This window comes from Rhizobacter sp. AJA081-3 (assembly GCF_017795745.1).
Lineage (GTDB): Bacteria > Pseudomonadota > Gammaproteobacteria > Burkholderiales > Burkholderiaceae_C > Piscinibacter.
This window is the reverse complement of record NZ_CP059067.1, coordinates 5,201,296-5,214,945: the sequence shown is the minus strand read 5'-3', so window position 1 is coordinate 5,214,945 and position 13,650 is coordinate 5,201,296. Positions and strand designations below refer to the sequence as shown.

At 67.5% G+C, this 13,650-nt stretch carries 15 protein-coding genes; 7 read left to right on the top strand and 8 right to left on the bottom strand.

The window, feature by feature from the left end:
• Nucleotides 1–19: 19 nt before the first annotated feature.
• Both iscU and HZ992_RS24735 read right to left on the bottom strand, forming a co-directional pair.
• The gene (gene iscU, locus HZ992_RS24740; protein WP_209384487.1) at nt 20–448 is read right to left on the bottom strand and encodes a Fe-S cluster assembly scaffold IscU; all 429 of its coding nucleotides are present in this window, start codon (nt 446–448) and stop codon (nt 20–22) included.
• A gap of 16 nt (nt 449–464) precedes the next feature.
• Nucleotides 465–1,685 (bottom strand): IscS subfamily cysteine desulfurase, encoded by a 1,221-nt coding sequence (locus tag HZ992_RS24735; protein WP_209384486.1) that lies wholly within the window; start codon nt 1,683–1,685, stop codon nt 465–467.
• Nucleotides 1,686–1,977: 292 nt separating this feature from the next.
• On the opposite strand from HZ992_RS24735, the gene ahpC reads away from it, so the two are divergent.
• Entirely contained in the window at nt 1,978–2,541 is a 564-nt protein-coding gene (ahpC, locus tag HZ992_RS24730; RefSeq protein ID WP_209384485.1) for an alkyl hydroperoxide reductase subunit C, read from the top strand.
• A gap of 75 nt (nt 2,542–2,616) precedes the next feature.
• Nucleotides 2,617–4,182, top strand: coding sequence for an alkyl hydroperoxide reductase subunit F (ahpF, locus tag HZ992_RS24725; RefSeq protein ID WP_209384484.1), 1,566 nt, complete (start codon nt 2,617–2,619; stop codon nt 4,180–4,182).
• 4 nt (nt 4,183–4,186) lie between these two features.
• On the opposite strand, the gene HZ992_RS24720 is transcribed toward ahpF, so the two are convergent.
• From HZ992_RS24720 to boxB, 6 genes are all read right to left on the bottom strand, one after another.
• Nucleotides 4,187–4,411, bottom strand: coding sequence for a hypothetical protein (locus HZ992_RS24720; protein ID WP_209384483.1), 225 nt, complete (start codon nt 4,409–4,411; stop codon nt 4,187–4,189).
• 55 nt (nt 4,412–4,466) lie between these two features.
• Nucleotides 4,467–5,255 carry a TOBE domain-containing protein gene (locus HZ992_RS24715; RefSeq protein ID WP_209384482.1) on the bottom strand — a complete coding sequence of 263 codons (789 nt, stop codon included), beginning with the start codon at nt 5,253–5,255 and terminating at the stop codon, nt 4,467–4,469.
• Nucleotides 5,252–6,328 (bottom strand): molybdenum ABC transporter ATP-binding protein, encoded by a 1,077-nt coding sequence (gene modC, locus HZ992_RS24710; protein WP_209384481.1) that lies wholly within the window; start codon nt 6,326–6,328, stop codon nt 5,252–5,254. Before modC ends, HZ992_RS24715 begins: the two co-directional genes overlap by 4 nt.
• Complete coding sequence (modB, locus tag HZ992_RS24705) at nt 6,325–7,008, bottom strand: molybdate ABC transporter permease subunit (RefSeq protein WP_209384480.1); 684 nt, start codon at nt 7,006–7,008, stop codon at nt 6,325–6,327. Before modB ends, modC begins: the two co-directional genes overlap by 4 nt.
• 1 nt (nt 7,009) lies before the next feature.
• Nucleotides 7,010–7,753, bottom strand: coding sequence for a molybdate ABC transporter substrate-binding protein (gene modA / locus HZ992_RS24700; RefSeq protein WP_209384479.1), 744 nt, complete (start codon nt 7,751–7,753; stop codon nt 7,010–7,012).
• A 118-nt stretch (nt 7,754–7,871) separates the two neighbouring features.
• Nucleotides 7,872–9,368 (bottom strand): benzoyl-CoA 2,3-epoxidase subunit BoxB, encoded by a 1,497-nt coding sequence (boxB, locus tag HZ992_RS24695; RefSeq protein WP_209384478.1) that lies wholly within the window; start codon nt 9,366–9,368, stop codon nt 7,872–7,874.
• A 289-nt stretch (nt 9,369–9,657) separates the two neighbouring features.
• Between boxB and HZ992_RS24690 the strand changes: the two genes are divergently transcribed.
• From HZ992_RS24690 to HZ992_RS24670, 5 genes are read left to right on the top strand one after another with little or no spacing between them, the layout of a single operon-like run.
• Entirely contained in the window at nt 9,658–10,728 is a 1,071-nt protein-coding gene (locus tag HZ992_RS24690; protein ID WP_209384477.1) for a 4Fe-4S dicluster domain-containing protein, read from the top strand.
• 10 nt (nt 10,729–10,738) lie between these two features.
• Nucleotides 10,739–11,971: a sulfate reduction electron transfer complex DsrMKJOP subunit DsrP gene (gene dsrP / locus HZ992_RS24685; protein ID WP_209384476.1), complete on the top strand. Its 1,233-nt coding sequence runs from the start codon at nt 10,739–10,741 to the stop codon at nt 11,969–11,971.
• A 10-nt stretch (nt 11,972–11,981) separates the two neighbouring features.
• Nucleotides 11,982–12,809 (top strand): hypothetical protein, encoded by an 828-nt coding sequence (locus HZ992_RS24680; RefSeq protein WP_209384475.1) that lies wholly within the window; start codon nt 11,982–11,984, stop codon nt 12,807–12,809.
• The gene (locus HZ992_RS24675; RefSeq protein ID WP_209384474.1) at nt 12,809–13,237 is read left to right on the top strand and encodes a hypothetical protein; all 429 of its coding nucleotides are present in this window, start codon (nt 12,809–12,811) and stop codon (nt 13,235–13,237) included. The genes HZ992_RS24680 and HZ992_RS24675 overlap by 1 nt, the downstream gene beginning before the upstream one ends.
• A 26-nt stretch (nt 13,238–13,263) precedes the next feature.
• Complete coding sequence (locus HZ992_RS24670; RefSeq protein ID WP_209384473.1) at nt 13,264–13,644, top strand: bacteriohemerythrin; 381 nt, start codon at nt 13,264–13,266, stop codon at nt 13,642–13,644.
• Nucleotides 13,645–13,650 lie beyond the last annotated feature (6 nt).

Genomic DNA, 13,650 nt, shown 5'->3' with positions numbered 1-13,650 from the left:
CTCCTGATGGAAGGGAGGGTCAGGCCGCCTTGGCGACCGGGGCGCAGGCGGGTTGTTCAAGGATCGCGTCGTGGCGCGAGCGGTAGTCGGACACCGCGGCCTTGATCGCGTCCTCGGCGAGGATGGAGCAGTGGATCTTCACCGGCGGCAGCGCCAGCTCCTCGGCGATGGCGGTGTTCTTGATGGCCAGCGCCTGGTCGAGCGTTTTGCCCTTGACCCACTCGGTGACCAGCGAGCTCGAGGCGATCGCCGAGCCGCAGCCGTAGGTCTTGAACTTCGCGTCCTCGATCACGCCGGTCGACGGGTTGACGCGGATCTGCAGCTTCATCACGTCGCCGCAGGCCGGCGCGCCGACCATGCCGGTGCCCACCTCGCCGTCGGCGCCGTCGAAGGCGCCGACGTTGCGCGGGTTCTCGTAGTGGTCGATGACCTTGTCGCTGTATGCCATGGTGCTGCTCCCTTGTTCAGTGTTCGGCCCACTGGATCGACGCGAGGTCGATGCCGGCCTGGTGCATGTCCCACAGGGGGCTGAGCGAACGCAGCCGCTCGACCGTGCCCTGGACCTGCGCGACGGCGCGGTCGATCTCGGCCTCGGTGGTGAAGCGGCCGACCGAGAAGCGGATCGAGCTGTGCGCGATCTCGTCGGACAGGCCCAGCGCGCGCAGCACGTAGCTCGGCTCCAGGCTGGCCGAGGTGCAGGCCGAGCCCGAGGACACCGCGATGCCCTTCATGCCCATCAGCAGCGATTCGCCTTCGACGAACTGGAAGCTGATGTTCAGGTTGTGCGGCACGCGCTGTTCGAGGTCGCCGTTGACGCGCACCTCCGGGATCGCCTGCAGCGCGGCGAGCAGGCGGTCGCGAAGCGCGCGGATGCGTTCGTTCTCCGTGGCCATGGATTCGCGCGCCAGCCGGTAGGCCTCGCCCATGCCGACGATCTGGTGCGTGGGCAGCGTGCCCGAGCGCATGCCGCGCTCGTGGCCGCCGCCGTGGATCAGCGCCTCGATGCGCACGCGCGGCTTGCGCCGCACGTACAGCGCGCCGATGCCCTTGGGCCCATAGGTCTTGTGCGCCGACAGGCTCATCAGGTCCACCGGCAGCTGGCTCAGGTCGATGGCGACCTTGCCGCTGGCCTGCGCCGCGTCGACGTGGAAGAGGATGCCACGCGAGCGGCACAGCGCACCGATCGCCGCGACGTCCTGGATCACGCCGATCTCGTTGTTCACGTGCATGACGGACACCAGGATCGTGTCGGGCCGCAGCGCGGCCTTCAGCACCTCGAGGTCGAGCAGGCCGTTGCCCATGACGTCGAGGTACGTCACCTCGAAGCCTTCGCGCTCGAGTTCGCGCATCGTGTCGAGCACGGCCTTGTGCTCGGTCTTCAGCGTGATGAGGTGCCGGCCCCGGGCCTTGTTGAACAGCGCCGCGCCCTTGATGGCGAGGTTGTTCGATTCGGTAGCGCCGGAGGTCCAGACGATTTCGCGCGGGTCGGCGCCGATCAGCGCGGCCACATGCTCGCGGGCGATCTCTACCGCCTCTTCCGCCGCCCAGCCGTAGGCGTGGCTGCGCGAGGCCGGGTTGCCGAACTGCTCGTACAGGTACGGCACCATCTGCTGCACCACCCGCGGGTCCACCGGCGTCGTGGCGGCATAGTCCAGGTAGATCGGCTTGGTGTTCGGCAGGTCCATCGCGGGCGCTCCCTGGTGGCGTTCGGGGAGCACCTTCGCAGCAAGCGTGCCAGCCGCTGGCCGGGGGAGAAATCCCTTCCAGATCAACCACTTGGCCCGAAATGCGCAGGATCCCGCCGGATCACCCGACGGCCCCTTGTCGGCTTTGTCGCGTGTTCGACGCGACATTTCTGCCCGATAGCCAAGCTCAATCGCAGGGATTCTCTCAATCAACCCACGATATGCTGCAGCGCACACAAAATAGCGCCTGTCAGATCTTCCCGCTTCCCTTCATCACCCAAAGGAAAACACCATGTCGATCATCAACACCACCATCCAGCCGTTCAAGACCACCGCCTTCCAGAACGGCAAGTTCATCGAAGTCAGCGACCAGACGCTCAAGGGCAAGTGGTCCGTGCTGATCTTCATGCCGGCCGCCTTCACCTTCAACTGCCCGACCGAAGTGGAAGACGCCGCCGACAACTACGCCGCCTTCAAGGACGCCGGCGCCGAGGTCTACATCGTCACCACCGACACGCACTTCTCGCACAAGGTCTGGCACGAGACCAGCCCGGCCGTCGGCAAGGCGAAGTTCCCGCTGGTCGGCGACCCGACGCACACGCTGACCCGCATGTTCGGCGTGCACATCGAAGAAGAAGGCCTGGCGCTGCGCGGCACCTTCATCGCCAACCCGGACGGCGTGATCAAGACCGCCGAGATCCACGACAACGCCATCGCGCGTGACGTCAAGGAAACGCTGCGCAAGCTGCAGGCCGCCCAGTACGTGGCGAAGAACCCCGGCCAGGTGTGTCCGGCCAAGTGGAAGGAAGGCGCCAAGACGCTGACCCCGTCCTTGGATCTGGTCGGCAAGATCTGATCGATCTTTCCTTGTGATGCCACCGCCGGCCATGTGCCGGCGGATGGCGCAGCTTTGCCTTCAGGACGCACGAACATGCTCGACGACAGCCTCAAATCCCAGCTTGCCGGCTACCTGCAGCGCGTGACGCAGCCGGTGGAGCTCGTCGCCTCGCTCGACGAGCGCGAAGCTTCGGTCGAGATGCGCGAGTTGATCACCGAGGTCGCCGCACTCAGCCCGCTGATCACGGCCCGCTTCGACGGCGACGACGCGCGTCGTCCGTCGTTCTCGATCAGCCGTGCCGGCGCCGACATGGGCGTTCGCTTCGCCGCCATCCCGATGGGCCACGAGTTCACCTCGCTCGTGCTCGCGCTGCTGCAGGCCGGCGGCCACCCGCCGAAGCTCGAGGCCGACGTCATCGAGCAGATCCAGAGCCTCGACGGTGACTTCGCCTTCGAGACCTACATGTCTCTGACCTGCCACAACTGCCCCGACGTCGTGCAGGCGCTGAACCTGATGGCGGTGCTCAACCCGCGCATCCGCCACGTCGCCATCGACGGCGGCTTGTTCAAGGCCGAGGTGGACGCGCGCCAGATCATGGCCGTGCCCACCGTCTACCTGAACGGCCAGCCCTTCGGCTCGGGCCGCATGGAGATCGGCGAGATCCTCGCAAAGGTCGACACCGGCAACGCTGCACGAGAAGCGGCCAAGCTCTCCACCAAGGGCGTGTTCGACGTGCTCATCATCGGCGGCGGCCCGGCCGGCGCGGCCGCGGCGGTGTATGCCGCGCGCAAGGGCATCAAGACCGGCATCGTCGCCGAGCGTTTCGGCGGCCAGACGCTGGACACGCTGGGCATCGAGAACTACATCTCGGTTTTGGAGACGCAAGGCCCGAAGTTCGCCGCGGCGCTGGAGGCGCATGCGCGCCACTACGACGTGGACATCATGAACGGCCAGCGCGTCGAGAAGCTGGAGCCTTCACTGCAGCCCGGCGGCACGACCACGGTCACGCTGGCCAACGGCGCGCAGTTGCAGGGCAGGGCGGTGATCCTGTCCACCGGTGCGCGCTGGCGCAATGTCAACGTGCCCGGCGAAGCCGAGTACCGCAACAAGGGCGTGGCCTACTGCCCGCACTGCGACGGCCCGCTGTTCAAGGGCAAGAAGGTCGCAGTGATCGGCGGCGGCAACTCCGGCGTCGAGGCGGCCATCGACCTGGCCGGCGTGGTGGCGCATGTCACGCTGATCGAGTTCGCCGAGCAGCTCAAGGCCGACGCCGTGCTGGTCAACAAGCTCAGGAGCCTGCCCAACGTCGAGATCCACACCTACGCGCAGACGACCGAGATCAGCGGCGACGGCCAGAAGGTCAACGGCCTGCGCTACAAGGACCGTGCGACCGGGGTCGAACACGCCATCGAGCTGGCCGGCGTGTTCGTGCAGATCGGCCTGGTGCCCAACACCGAGTGGCTCAAGGGCACGGTGGAGCTGAGCAAGTACGGCGAGATCATCGTCGACGCCCGGGGCGCGACCAGCGTGCCTGGCATCTTCGCTGCCGGCGACGCGACGACCACGCCCTACAAGCAGATCATCATCGCCGCGGGCGAGGGTGCGAAAGCCGCGCTGTCGGCCTTCGACCACCTGATCCGGCACGGCGTGCAGGGCTGAACGTCTAGCTGCCCTTGTCCTGCGGCGGCTTCTTTGCCGGCGGGGCGGAGAAGGCCTGCTCGGTGAGTGCGCCCCACTCCGAATCGGACACGTCCAGCTCCGCGACCTCGGGCTTGCGCGGCTCGACCACCCGGCGGCGGTCGACCCGGCCGGGCGGCCCCTTGTCCGCCCGGCGGCGATCGGTGCCGGAGCGCCGTTCCGCGGTCTTCTTGTCGTGCTTCTGCGTCATCCGCCGGTCGTCCTGAGAGGTCGGAGCCTGTCGTCCCGACGCCACTCTAGCGCTGCTAGGGCTGCGCGGCCACCATCACCGAATAGGCCTTGAACACCGCTGTGGCTTGCGCGCCGACCTTCAGGTCCAGCGCCTCCACGCCCTCGTTGGTGACGCTGGCGGAAATCACCGCTCCGCCGGGCAGCGTGAGGATCACCAGCGACGACACCGCGCCTCGCTCGATGCGCGACACCGTGCCGGCGAGCTGGTTGCGCGCCGACAGTTGCCAGCCCGCGAAATCGGTGACCAGCACCACGGCCGAGGCCTTGATCAGCGCCAGCGCCTCCTTGCCCTTCTTCAGCTTCAGGCGCTGCGCGGCGGCGCTGGTCATGGTCGCTGTGATGTCGTCACCGCTCTTCAGCGCGATCGTCACGGTGGCCGACACCGGCCCGAGCTCGACCGCCTTGACAGTGCCGGCGAACTGATTGCGTGCGCTGGTCTTCATCGACATTCTCCGGAGCAGGCCGCTCAAGGCCGGCAGTTGGGACAGGCGCGCCTCCTGGGCGCGCAGGAATTCGCGGTGCTCGTCCTGCAGCGTGCGCCAGGCGCCGAGCAGGCCGCGCGCGGCCAGGGTGAGGCGCGTGCCGCCGCCACCGGCGCCGCCGGTGACGGTCTCGAGCAGCGGCTCGTTGGCCAGGTTGCAGGCGGACTCGAGCAGCAGCCAGGCGCCCTTGTAGCTCAGGCCCGCGGTGCGCGCGGCCTTGTTGATCGAGCCGGTGGCGTCCAGCGCCTCGAGCAGCGCGAAGAAGCGCGCATCGAGCCGGCCCGCCAGGCGTAATTCGCCGCTGAGGAGGTCGCCGCTCATTCCATCAAGGCCACAGTCTTCACCTGCGCCCACACCGGCATGCCGACAGCGAGTTCGAGCGTGTGCGCCGAGCGCCGCGTCAGCCGCGCCACCACCGCTGCCGTGCCGACGCGCACACGCACCAGCGCCAGCGCCGGGTGTTCGTCGTCGGCGATCGCCTCGATGCTGCCGCGCAGCTGGTTGCCGATGCTGGTGCCGGTTTGCGGCGTGCGCGTCAGGCTGACGTCGCGGGCCAGCACGCGCAGGCGCACGCGGCGGCCCAGGGGCAGACCCTGGTCGCGCGTCCACAGGCGGCAGGATTCGCCGTCGACATCGAGCCGCGCCAGTCCCCACTGCGCATCGCGTTCGCCGATCACCGCATCGAGCACCACGCCGGCATCGTCGCCGAAGGCCACCGGCAGATCCAGCCGCGCCAGCATGTCGGGCAGCGGGCCGTCGGCCAGCACGCGCCCGGCCTCCATCAGCACCAGGTGGATCGGCAGGCGCGCCACCTCGTCGATGGCGTGACTCACGTAGACGATCGGGATGCCGAGTTCCTCGTGCAGCCGGTCGAGGTAGGGCAGCAGTTCGGCCTTGCGCTTCGCGTCCAGCGCGGCCAGCGGCTCGTCCATCAGCAGCAGCTTGGGGCTGGTGGCCAGCGCGCGGGCGATCGCCACGCGCTGGCGCTCGCCACCGGAAAGCGTATCGGGCCGCCGCTCGAGCAGGTGGCCGATGCCCAGCAGGTCGACCACCTGATCGAGCGCGATGCGGCGCTCGCCCGGCGCGATGCGCTTCAGCCCATAGGCGAGGTTGCGGCGCACATCGAGGTGCGGGAACAGCGCCGCCTCCTGGATCACGTAGCCGATCGCGCGCTGGTGCGTCGGCACGAAGCGCGGCACGGCGTCGTCCTGCCAGACCTCGTTGCCCAGCGCCACGCGCCCCGCGGCGCGCTCCAGGCCGGCCAACGCGCGCAGCAGCGTGGTCTTGCCGCAGCCGGACGGACCGAACAGCGCAGTCACGCCGCGCTCGGGCAGCGTGAGCGACACGTCGAGCGCGAAGCCGCGGCGCGGAAGTTCGAGGCGCGCCTCGATCATGCGGGGCGCTCCTCGCGGCGCGGCCGGTTCGAGACGTACAGCGTCACCAGCACGACCAGCGCGAACACCACCATGCCTGCCGCCAGCCGGTGTGCATCGGCGAACTCGCTGGCCTCGACATGGTCGTACAGCGCCACCGACAGCACGCGCGTCTTGTCGGGAATGTTGCCGCCGATCATCAGCACCACGCCGAACTCGCCCACGGTGTGCGCGAAACCGAGCACGCCGGCCGTCACGAAGCCCGGTCTCGCCAGCGGCACGGCGACGCTGAAGAAGCAGTCCCAGGGGTTGGCACGCAGCGTGGCGGCGGCTTCCAGCGTGCGCTCCGGCACGGCCTCGAAAGCCTGCTGCAGAGGCTGCACGACGAAGGGCAGCGAGTAGATCACCGAGGCCACCACCAGCCCGGCGAAGGTGAAGGGCAGCCGCCCGAGCCCGAGCGACTGCGTGAGCTGGCCCACCGGCCCTTGCGGCCCCATCAGCAGCAGCAGGTAGAAGCCGATCACCGTGGGTGGCAGCACCAGCGGCATGGCCACCAGCGCCGCCCACACCGGCTTGGCCGGCGAGCGCGTGCGCGCCAGCCACCACGCCATCGGCGTGCCGACGATCAGCAGCAGCAAGGTGGTCAGCCCCGCCAGCTCGGCGGTGAGGCGGACGGCGCTCCATTCGGCGGGGCTCAGCATCTCAAGGTCCGTAGCCGAACTCGCGAATGCTGCGCTTCGCCGCGTCACTCTTGAGGAAGTCGAGCAGCGCGCGCGCCGCCGGGTTCTTCTCGCCGGACTTCAACAGCACGGCGTCCTGCCGTATCTCGCCGTACAGGTTCGCCGGGACCTGCCAGAACGATCCCACCAGCGGCCTGCCCGGCACCGCCACCTGCGACAACGCGACGAAGCCGAGCTCGGCATTGCCGGTGGCGGCGAACTGATAGGCCTGAGCGATGCTCTCGGCGGTGACGAGCTTGGGCATCAGCGCGTCGCTCAGCCCGCGCGCCTTGATCACCTCCAGCGCCGCCGCGCCGTAGGGCGCGACCTTCGGGTTGGCGATGGCGACGTGCCTGACCTTGTCCGAGGCCAGCACGGCGCCCTGGTCGTCGACGAAGCCGGGCTGTGCACTCCACAGCACCAGCTTGCCGATGGCATAAGTGAAGTTGCTGCCGGCCGTGGCCTGCCCCTCGGCGACCAGCCGCTTCGGCGTCTCGTCGTCGGCGGCAATCAGCACCTCGAAGGGCGCGCCGGCGACGATCTGCGTGTAGAACTTGCCCGTCGATCCGCTGGAGACTTTCAGCACATGGCCGGTGGCCGCGGTGAAGCCCTCGCCGATCCGGGCCAGCGTGCCGGCGAAGTTGGCGGCCACGGCCACCTGCACCTCGCCCGCGTGGGCGAACGAGGCGGCCAGGGCCAGCAGAGCGGCAAAGAACGGGCGGTGCATCGGGACACTCCTTGCTTCGGAGCGCTCGTCGGTTTCCCGACAAATCCCCCGACATATCGTTGTGAATGCTACTTCACAACGCCGTGCTGCAAGAAGCGGGCCCCCGCCCGCCCGCGCCTCAGGCGATCTTCACGTACTCGTACTCGCCCGGCTGTCCGTTGATGCCCAAACGCGGCGGGGCGATCCAGCTGGCGTACTGGCCGGGCTCGATGCAAGGCTTCATCAACGACTGGATGAACGCGCCGTCGGCCTCGTTGGGCAGCCAGCCGCCCTGCTGCGCGGCCCACTGCGCCTGGCTCAGCAGTTCGCCGGCCGGGCTGATGCGGTGGCCGCCGAACTCACCGATGCGGCGGTTGAAGCCCTTGTGCGGCTGGGTGAAGCGGAAGGCTATGCCGGCCTTCTCGATCACCTTGTTCCAGCGGTCGATGCCGCCCTGGCAGTCGGCGATGTAGTCGTCGAGCAGCCGGCAGTTGATGGCGCGCAGCGCCGGCACATCCTCGACCACCAGCTGGCCGTCGACCACGCGCGTCACCGGGTAGGTGGCGTCCTGCAGCTGGTGGTCGTCGCCGCTCAGGCCCGCCTCGTTGAAGCGGCCCTTCAAGCCGGAGCTGAACGCGTCGGCGGCGTTGCTCGAGATCTCCGAGCCGAACAGGTCGCGTGTCACGCTCATGTGGAAGTTGGCCTTGCGCTGCAGCAGCGGCAGGTCGACCACACCGAGCTTGCGGATCGCGGCGGTGTCGTTCGGGTCGCTGATGCCGGCCTTCTTCATCGCCATGCAGGTGGCCTCGATGGTGCGGCCCACGCCGGTCTCGCCGACGAACAGGTGGTGCGCTTCTTCCGTCAGCATGAAGCGGCACGAGCGCGACAGCGGATCGAAGCCGCTCTCGGCCAGCGCAGCGAGCTGCATCTTGCCGTCGCGGTCGGTGAAGTAGGTGAACATGAAGAAGCTCAGCCAGTCCGGCGTGCGCTCGTTGAAGGCACCCAGGATGCGCGGGTTGTCCTGCTGTCCGCTGCGGCGCTCGAGCAGCGCCTGTGCTTCCTCGCGGCCGTCCTTGCCGAAGTGCTTGACGAGCAGGTAGACCATCGCCCACAGGTGGCGGCCCTCCTCGACGTTCACCTGGAACAGGTTGCGCATGTCGTACAGCGAGGGCGCCGTCTTGCCGAGGTAGCGCTGCTGCTCCACCGACGCCGGCTCGGTGTCGGCCTGGATGACGATCAGGCGGCGCAGCAGCGAGCGGTACTCGCCGGGCACTTCCTGCCACACCGGCTCGCCCTTGTGGCGGCCGCAGGGGATGGTGCGGCCCTCGACCTTCGGAGCCAGCAGGATGCCCCAGCGGTACTGCGGCATCTTCACGTAGCCGAACTTGGCCCAGCCCGCCGGGTCGACGCCGACCGCGGTGCGCAAGTAGACCTCGGCGTCCTGGAAGCCGTCGGGCCCCATGTCCTTCCACCAGTCGAGATAGCCGGGGTGCCAGCTCTCCAGCGCGCGCTGCAGCTGCTTGTCGGACGCCAGATCGACGTTGTTCGGGATCGAGTCGTCGTACTTCACTTCGACGAACTTCTCGCTGCTCACGGATTCGGGCACTTCGGTCAGGGTGTCGATCGTCTCGCTCATGGTTCTCGCTCCTGGTTGAATGGCGTCAAATGCACTTTGATGCATCTATTCGCCGACGGTACACGCAGAATGATGCATGCGTTCGGGCGAGTTTCTGATCCAGATCAGAAACCCGTCGATTTGTCGCCCCTGCAGCCATTCCCTGCCCGGTTGACGCCCCACAAAACGGCTCATCACCTGTTTTGACCGCGATCAACGATGCCCGGCAGGCGTCACACCACACTCAGGATCGAATTTGTCGCGATCCGTGCATCGGCGGGTGAGTCATTCCCCGCCTTGGAGTATCAGTGTGACCACCAAAGAAAATCCCCCCGCCAGCGCGGCGCAGGAGGCGCCAGCGTCTGGCGATCCGTCCAAGGCCGTGCTCAAGCGCTCGCGCCGTGACGTATTGCGCTCCGGCGGCATGCTGAGCATGTCGTCGCTGATGGGCACGGCCGCACTGATGGCCCAGCCCGGCGAAGCCAAGGCGGCGGTCGAATGGGCCGAACATTTCCAGAAGAACTACCGGCTGATGACGCCGGAAGAAAAGGCCGAAGCGCGCCTTCGGCTCGAAAAGAGATATTCAGGCGAATATAACAAGAAGGTTTCTGTCGATATCACCGAGGCGCAGCCAGGGGTATTGATGGGTTATGCCCTGAATATTCGCAAATGCATCGGCTGCCGCCGCTGCGTGAAGGCCTGCGTCGAGGAGAACAACCAGTCGCGCGGCGCCCGCCCCGGCGAGCGCATCGAGTGGATCCAGGTGCTGCGCATGGAGCGCGGCGAGTTCACCGCCGACAAGATGAACCAGGGTTATCCCGAAGGTCTGGGCATCCAGGTCGGCGGCAACGCCTACAGCCCGGCCGGCCAAGTGCTCGAAGGCCAGTATCAATACACCCCCGAGGCCGTACCGGAAAAGGACGCCAACTACATGCCGATCGCCTGCATGCAGTGCGAGAAGCCGCCCTGCGTGAAGGTCTGCCCGGTGCGCACGACCTACCGCGAGGCCGACGGCCCGGTGGTGATCGACTACAACTGGTGCATCGGCTGCAAGATGTGCATGGGCGCCTGCCCGTACTGGGCGCGCCGCTTCAACCTCACCACGCCCGTCCTTCCCAAGGAGGACATGAACCCGGTGACGCACTACCTGGGCAACCGCCCGCGCATGCGCGGCGTCGTAGAGAAGTGCCACTGGTGCCTGCAGCGCACCCGCCACGGCCGCTACCCGGCCTGCGTCGAGGTCTGCCCGGTGGGCGCGCGCAAGTTCGGCAACCTGCTCGACCCCGAAAGCGAGGTGAGCAAGATCCTCGCGCGCAAGAACGTGTTCCGCCTCAAGGCCGAGCTGAACACCTTCCCGAAGTTCTTCTACTTCTACGACTGAGGAGACGAACATGCTGACCCGATTCGTCTTCGACTACGCCCGCTACGTGCTCAAGGGCGGCACCAAGTTCTACGCCTGGATGGGCACGCTGGCGCTGCTGATCGTGGGCATGCTCTACGTGTTCTACCTGCAGAACACCGAGGGCCTCATCGTCACCGGCATGACCAGCCAGATCCACGACGGCCTGTACCTGGCCAACCTGGTGTTCCTGGTCGGCGTGGCGGCGGGGGCGGTGACCATCGTCTTCCCGGCCTACGTGTACCACCACGAGGGCATGCACAAGGTCACCGTGCTGGGCGAGATGCTGGCGATCTCGGCGGTGATCATGGTGATGGTGTTCGTGTTCGCCCACATGGGCCGGCCCGATCGCCTGTGGCACATGGTCCCGCCCTGGGGCATCTACAGCTTCTCGTCGATGCTGGGCTGGGACGTGCTGGTGCTCAACGGCTACCTGATCCTGAACTTCGTCGTCGGCTTCTGGTACCTGTACTCGAAGTACACGGGCAAGCCGGTGAACGCGAAGATCTTCATGCCGCTGGTCTACATCTCGATCGTGTGGGCGCTGTCGATCCACACCGTCACGGCCTTCCTGATCGCGGTGAACCCGGCGCGCCCGATGTGGTTCCACAGCATGATGCCGATCCGCTTCATCACCACCGCCTTCGCGGCGGGGCCGGCGCTGATCATCATCGCCTTCCTGATCATCCGCAACAACACGAAGATGTGGATCGAGGACAGCGCGATCAAGCTGCTCACCACCATCGTCATCTGGTGCCTGGGGCTGGCGATCTTCCTGACGCTGTCGGAAATCGTCATCGAGCTGTACGCCCGCACCGAGCACGCCAACAGCCTGTACTACCTGATGTTCGGCCTGCACGGCCTGACGGCGCTGGTGCCGTGGTTCTGGAGTTCCGTCGTGCTGATGGTCGGCGCCTTCGCGCTGTTCATGACGCCGAAGTTCCGCAACGACATGAAGCTGCTGCCCATTCCCTGCGCGATGGCCTTCGTCGGCATCTGGATCGAGAAGGGCATGGGCCTGATCGTCCCCGGCTTCATCCCTTCGCCGATCGGCGAAGTCACGGAGTACTACCCGACCTTCGTCGAATGGATGATGACCCTGGGCATCTGGGCCTTCGGCTTCTTCATCCTGACGATCCTGCTCAAGGGTGCCATCGGCATCCTGCTGGGCGAGGTCCGGTTCGGCGGGGCCGCCGCGGCCAACCCGGCCGCCGCGGTGCACTGAGGTGATCACCATGAAGCGATTTGCTGTTCCCGCGGCGGTGCTGGCCCTGTGCGGCGCCGCCATCCTCTCCGTCCTCGCGCAGGACAAGCCCGCCGGCGGCGAAGCCGCGGCACCGGCGGCCGCCGCCGCTTCGGCGCCGGCCGAGGTGATCTGCTTCGAGAGCCGCAAGGGCGCCACGGAGATCACCCAGCGTGAGATCAAGCCCGGCCTGCCCAACGTGAAGTGCTCGCCGACGACCGGCGCAGCGCTCTGGTACGCCGACCCCTACGAGGGCACCGTGCCGATGGGCAAGATGCCGCAGATGGAGGCCATCCCCGAAGGCCTGGCCGTCGTGAAGCCGCGCTCCGAGAAGCTGAACCTGCTGGCGCAGTGCGGCACGGCCTGCCACAACGGCACCTACCCCGTGGGCTTCCCGAAAACCAACCGGCCGGTGCCGATCCCGACCATGGAAGCGCTGCTGCCCGACGCCAAGAACCTGCAGCACGGCCGCGGCCGCGTCTGGTGCCTGGATTGCCACCACAACACCAAGCGCAACATGCTGGTCGACCACTACGGTGACCCGATCAGCATCGACCAGTCGCAGCTGCTGTGTGGCAAGTGCCACGGCGACAAGCTTCGCGACTGGCGCGACGGCATCCACGGCAAGCGCATCGGCGACTTCACCAGCACGGGCAAGAAGCGCTGGTTCACCTGCACCGAATGCCACAACCCGCACAACGTGCAGGACGGCGCGCGCAACAAGGGCTTCATCCAGCTGCAGCCGGAGACACCGCCCCAGCTGCCCCGCGGCTTCAAGGATGCGGCGTTCGAGAAGACCCACGCGATCCCGCAGCACTGATGTCCGACTCACCTGATCAAGCCAAGCCGGAGCGCGGCGACCCGACCTGGGTCGCCCCGGCGCTGACGCGCGAGGAGCAGACGCGCAACGTCGGCAAGACGCCCATCTTCTTCGGCCCGCCGCTGGCGATCCTCACGGCCGGCCAGAAGAACACGATGGAGATCAGCGGCAAGATCAACCGCACGGCCGAGCGCTACCTCGAGCTGATGCGTTACCACGGCCTCGAGCTCAGCGAGCCCGAGCGCCAGTGCATCGCCCACATCTGCCACATCGGCTACATGTCGCCGATGGAGATCCGCGAGTTGCCGCTCGAAGTCAGCCTGACCCGCTTCGAGTGCGAGGGCCTGGACAAGCTGGTCCTCGAACAGAAGCTCAAGGCGGCCAGCTTCGCCGACCTCGTCGCGGTCGTCGAGTCGCTCGGCTTCTGAGCTGCCTTCACGGAGAACATCTGACCATGCCGACCCGCGTGCCCTGGGAGCCGAACTTCAGCGTCGGCCACGAAGCCATCGATGCCCAGCATCAGGCGCTGCTGAGCCAGTGCAACCGGCTGGCCGATCTGTGTGCCGGCGGCGAAGAGGCCGACCGGCAGTTCGACCAGGCTTTCGAGCAGCTGCGCGCCCTGGCGCGTGCGCATTTCGAGACCGAAGCGGCCGTGCTGGCCGAACGCGACCACCCCGATCTCGAGGACCACGCGGCGGAGTGCGAGGAGTTCGACTACCTCGTCGACGAGATCGTCACCACCGACAACTTCGACCGGCTCGAGCTGCAGCGCTTCCTGGCGCTCTGGTGCCTTGGCCACATCTCGGGCTCGGTGCAGCTCGGCGTGCCTGCCTAGGGCCCG

Excerpts from the sequence above, each read along its gene's own strand:
- iscU (WP_209384487.1), bottom strand. The coding sequence starts at position 448 with ATGGCATACAGCGACAAGGTCATCGACCACTACGAGAACCCGCGCAAC.
- HZ992_RS24735 (WP_209384486.1), bottom strand. The coding sequence starts at position 1,685 with ATGGACCTGCCGAACACCAAGCCGATCTACCTGGACTATGCCGCCACG.
- ahpC (WP_209384485.1), top strand. The coding sequence starts at position 1,978 with ATGTCGATCATCAACACCACCATCCAGCCGTTCAAGACCACCGCCTTC.
- ahpF (WP_209384484.1), top strand. The coding sequence starts at position 2,617 with ATGCTCGACGACAGCCTCAAATCCCAGCTTGCCGGCTACCTGCAGCGC.
- HZ992_RS24720 (WP_209384483.1), bottom strand. The coding sequence starts at position 4,411 with ATGACGCAGAAGCACGACAAGAAGACCGCGGAACGGCGCTCCGGCACC.
- HZ992_RS24715 (WP_209384482.1), bottom strand. The coding sequence starts at position 5,255 with ATGAGCGGCGACCTCCTCAGCGGCGAATTACGCCTGGCGGGCCGGCTC.
- modC (WP_209384481.1), bottom strand. The coding sequence starts at position 6,328 with ATGATCGAGGCGCGCCTCGAACTTCCGCGCCGCGGCTTCGCGCTCGAC.
- modB (WP_209384480.1), bottom strand. The coding sequence starts at position 7,008 with ATGCTGAGCCCCGCCGAATGGAGCGCCGTCCGCCTCACCGCCGAGCTG.
- modA (WP_209384479.1), bottom strand. The coding sequence starts at position 7,753 with ATGCACCGCCCGTTCTTTGCCGCTCTGCTGGCCCTGGCCGCCTCGTTC.
- boxB (WP_209384478.1), bottom strand. The coding sequence starts at position 9,368 with ATGAGCGAGACGATCGACACCCTGACCGAAGTGCCCGAATCCGTGAGC.
- dsrP (WP_209384476.1), top strand. The coding sequence starts at position 10,739 with ATGCTGACCCGATTCGTCTTCGACTACGCCCGCTACGTGCTCAAGGGC.
- HZ992_RS24680 (WP_209384475.1), top strand. The coding sequence starts at position 11,982 with ATGAAGCGATTTGCTGTTCCCGCGGCGGTGCTGGCCCTGTGCGGCGCC.
- HZ992_RS24675 (WP_209384474.1), top strand. The coding sequence starts at position 12,809 with ATGTCCGACTCACCTGATCAAGCCAAGCCGGAGCGCGGCGACCCGACC.
- HZ992_RS24670 (WP_209384473.1), top strand. The coding sequence starts at position 13,264 with ATGCCGACCCGCGTGCCCTGGGAGCCGAACTTCAGCGTCGGCCACGAA.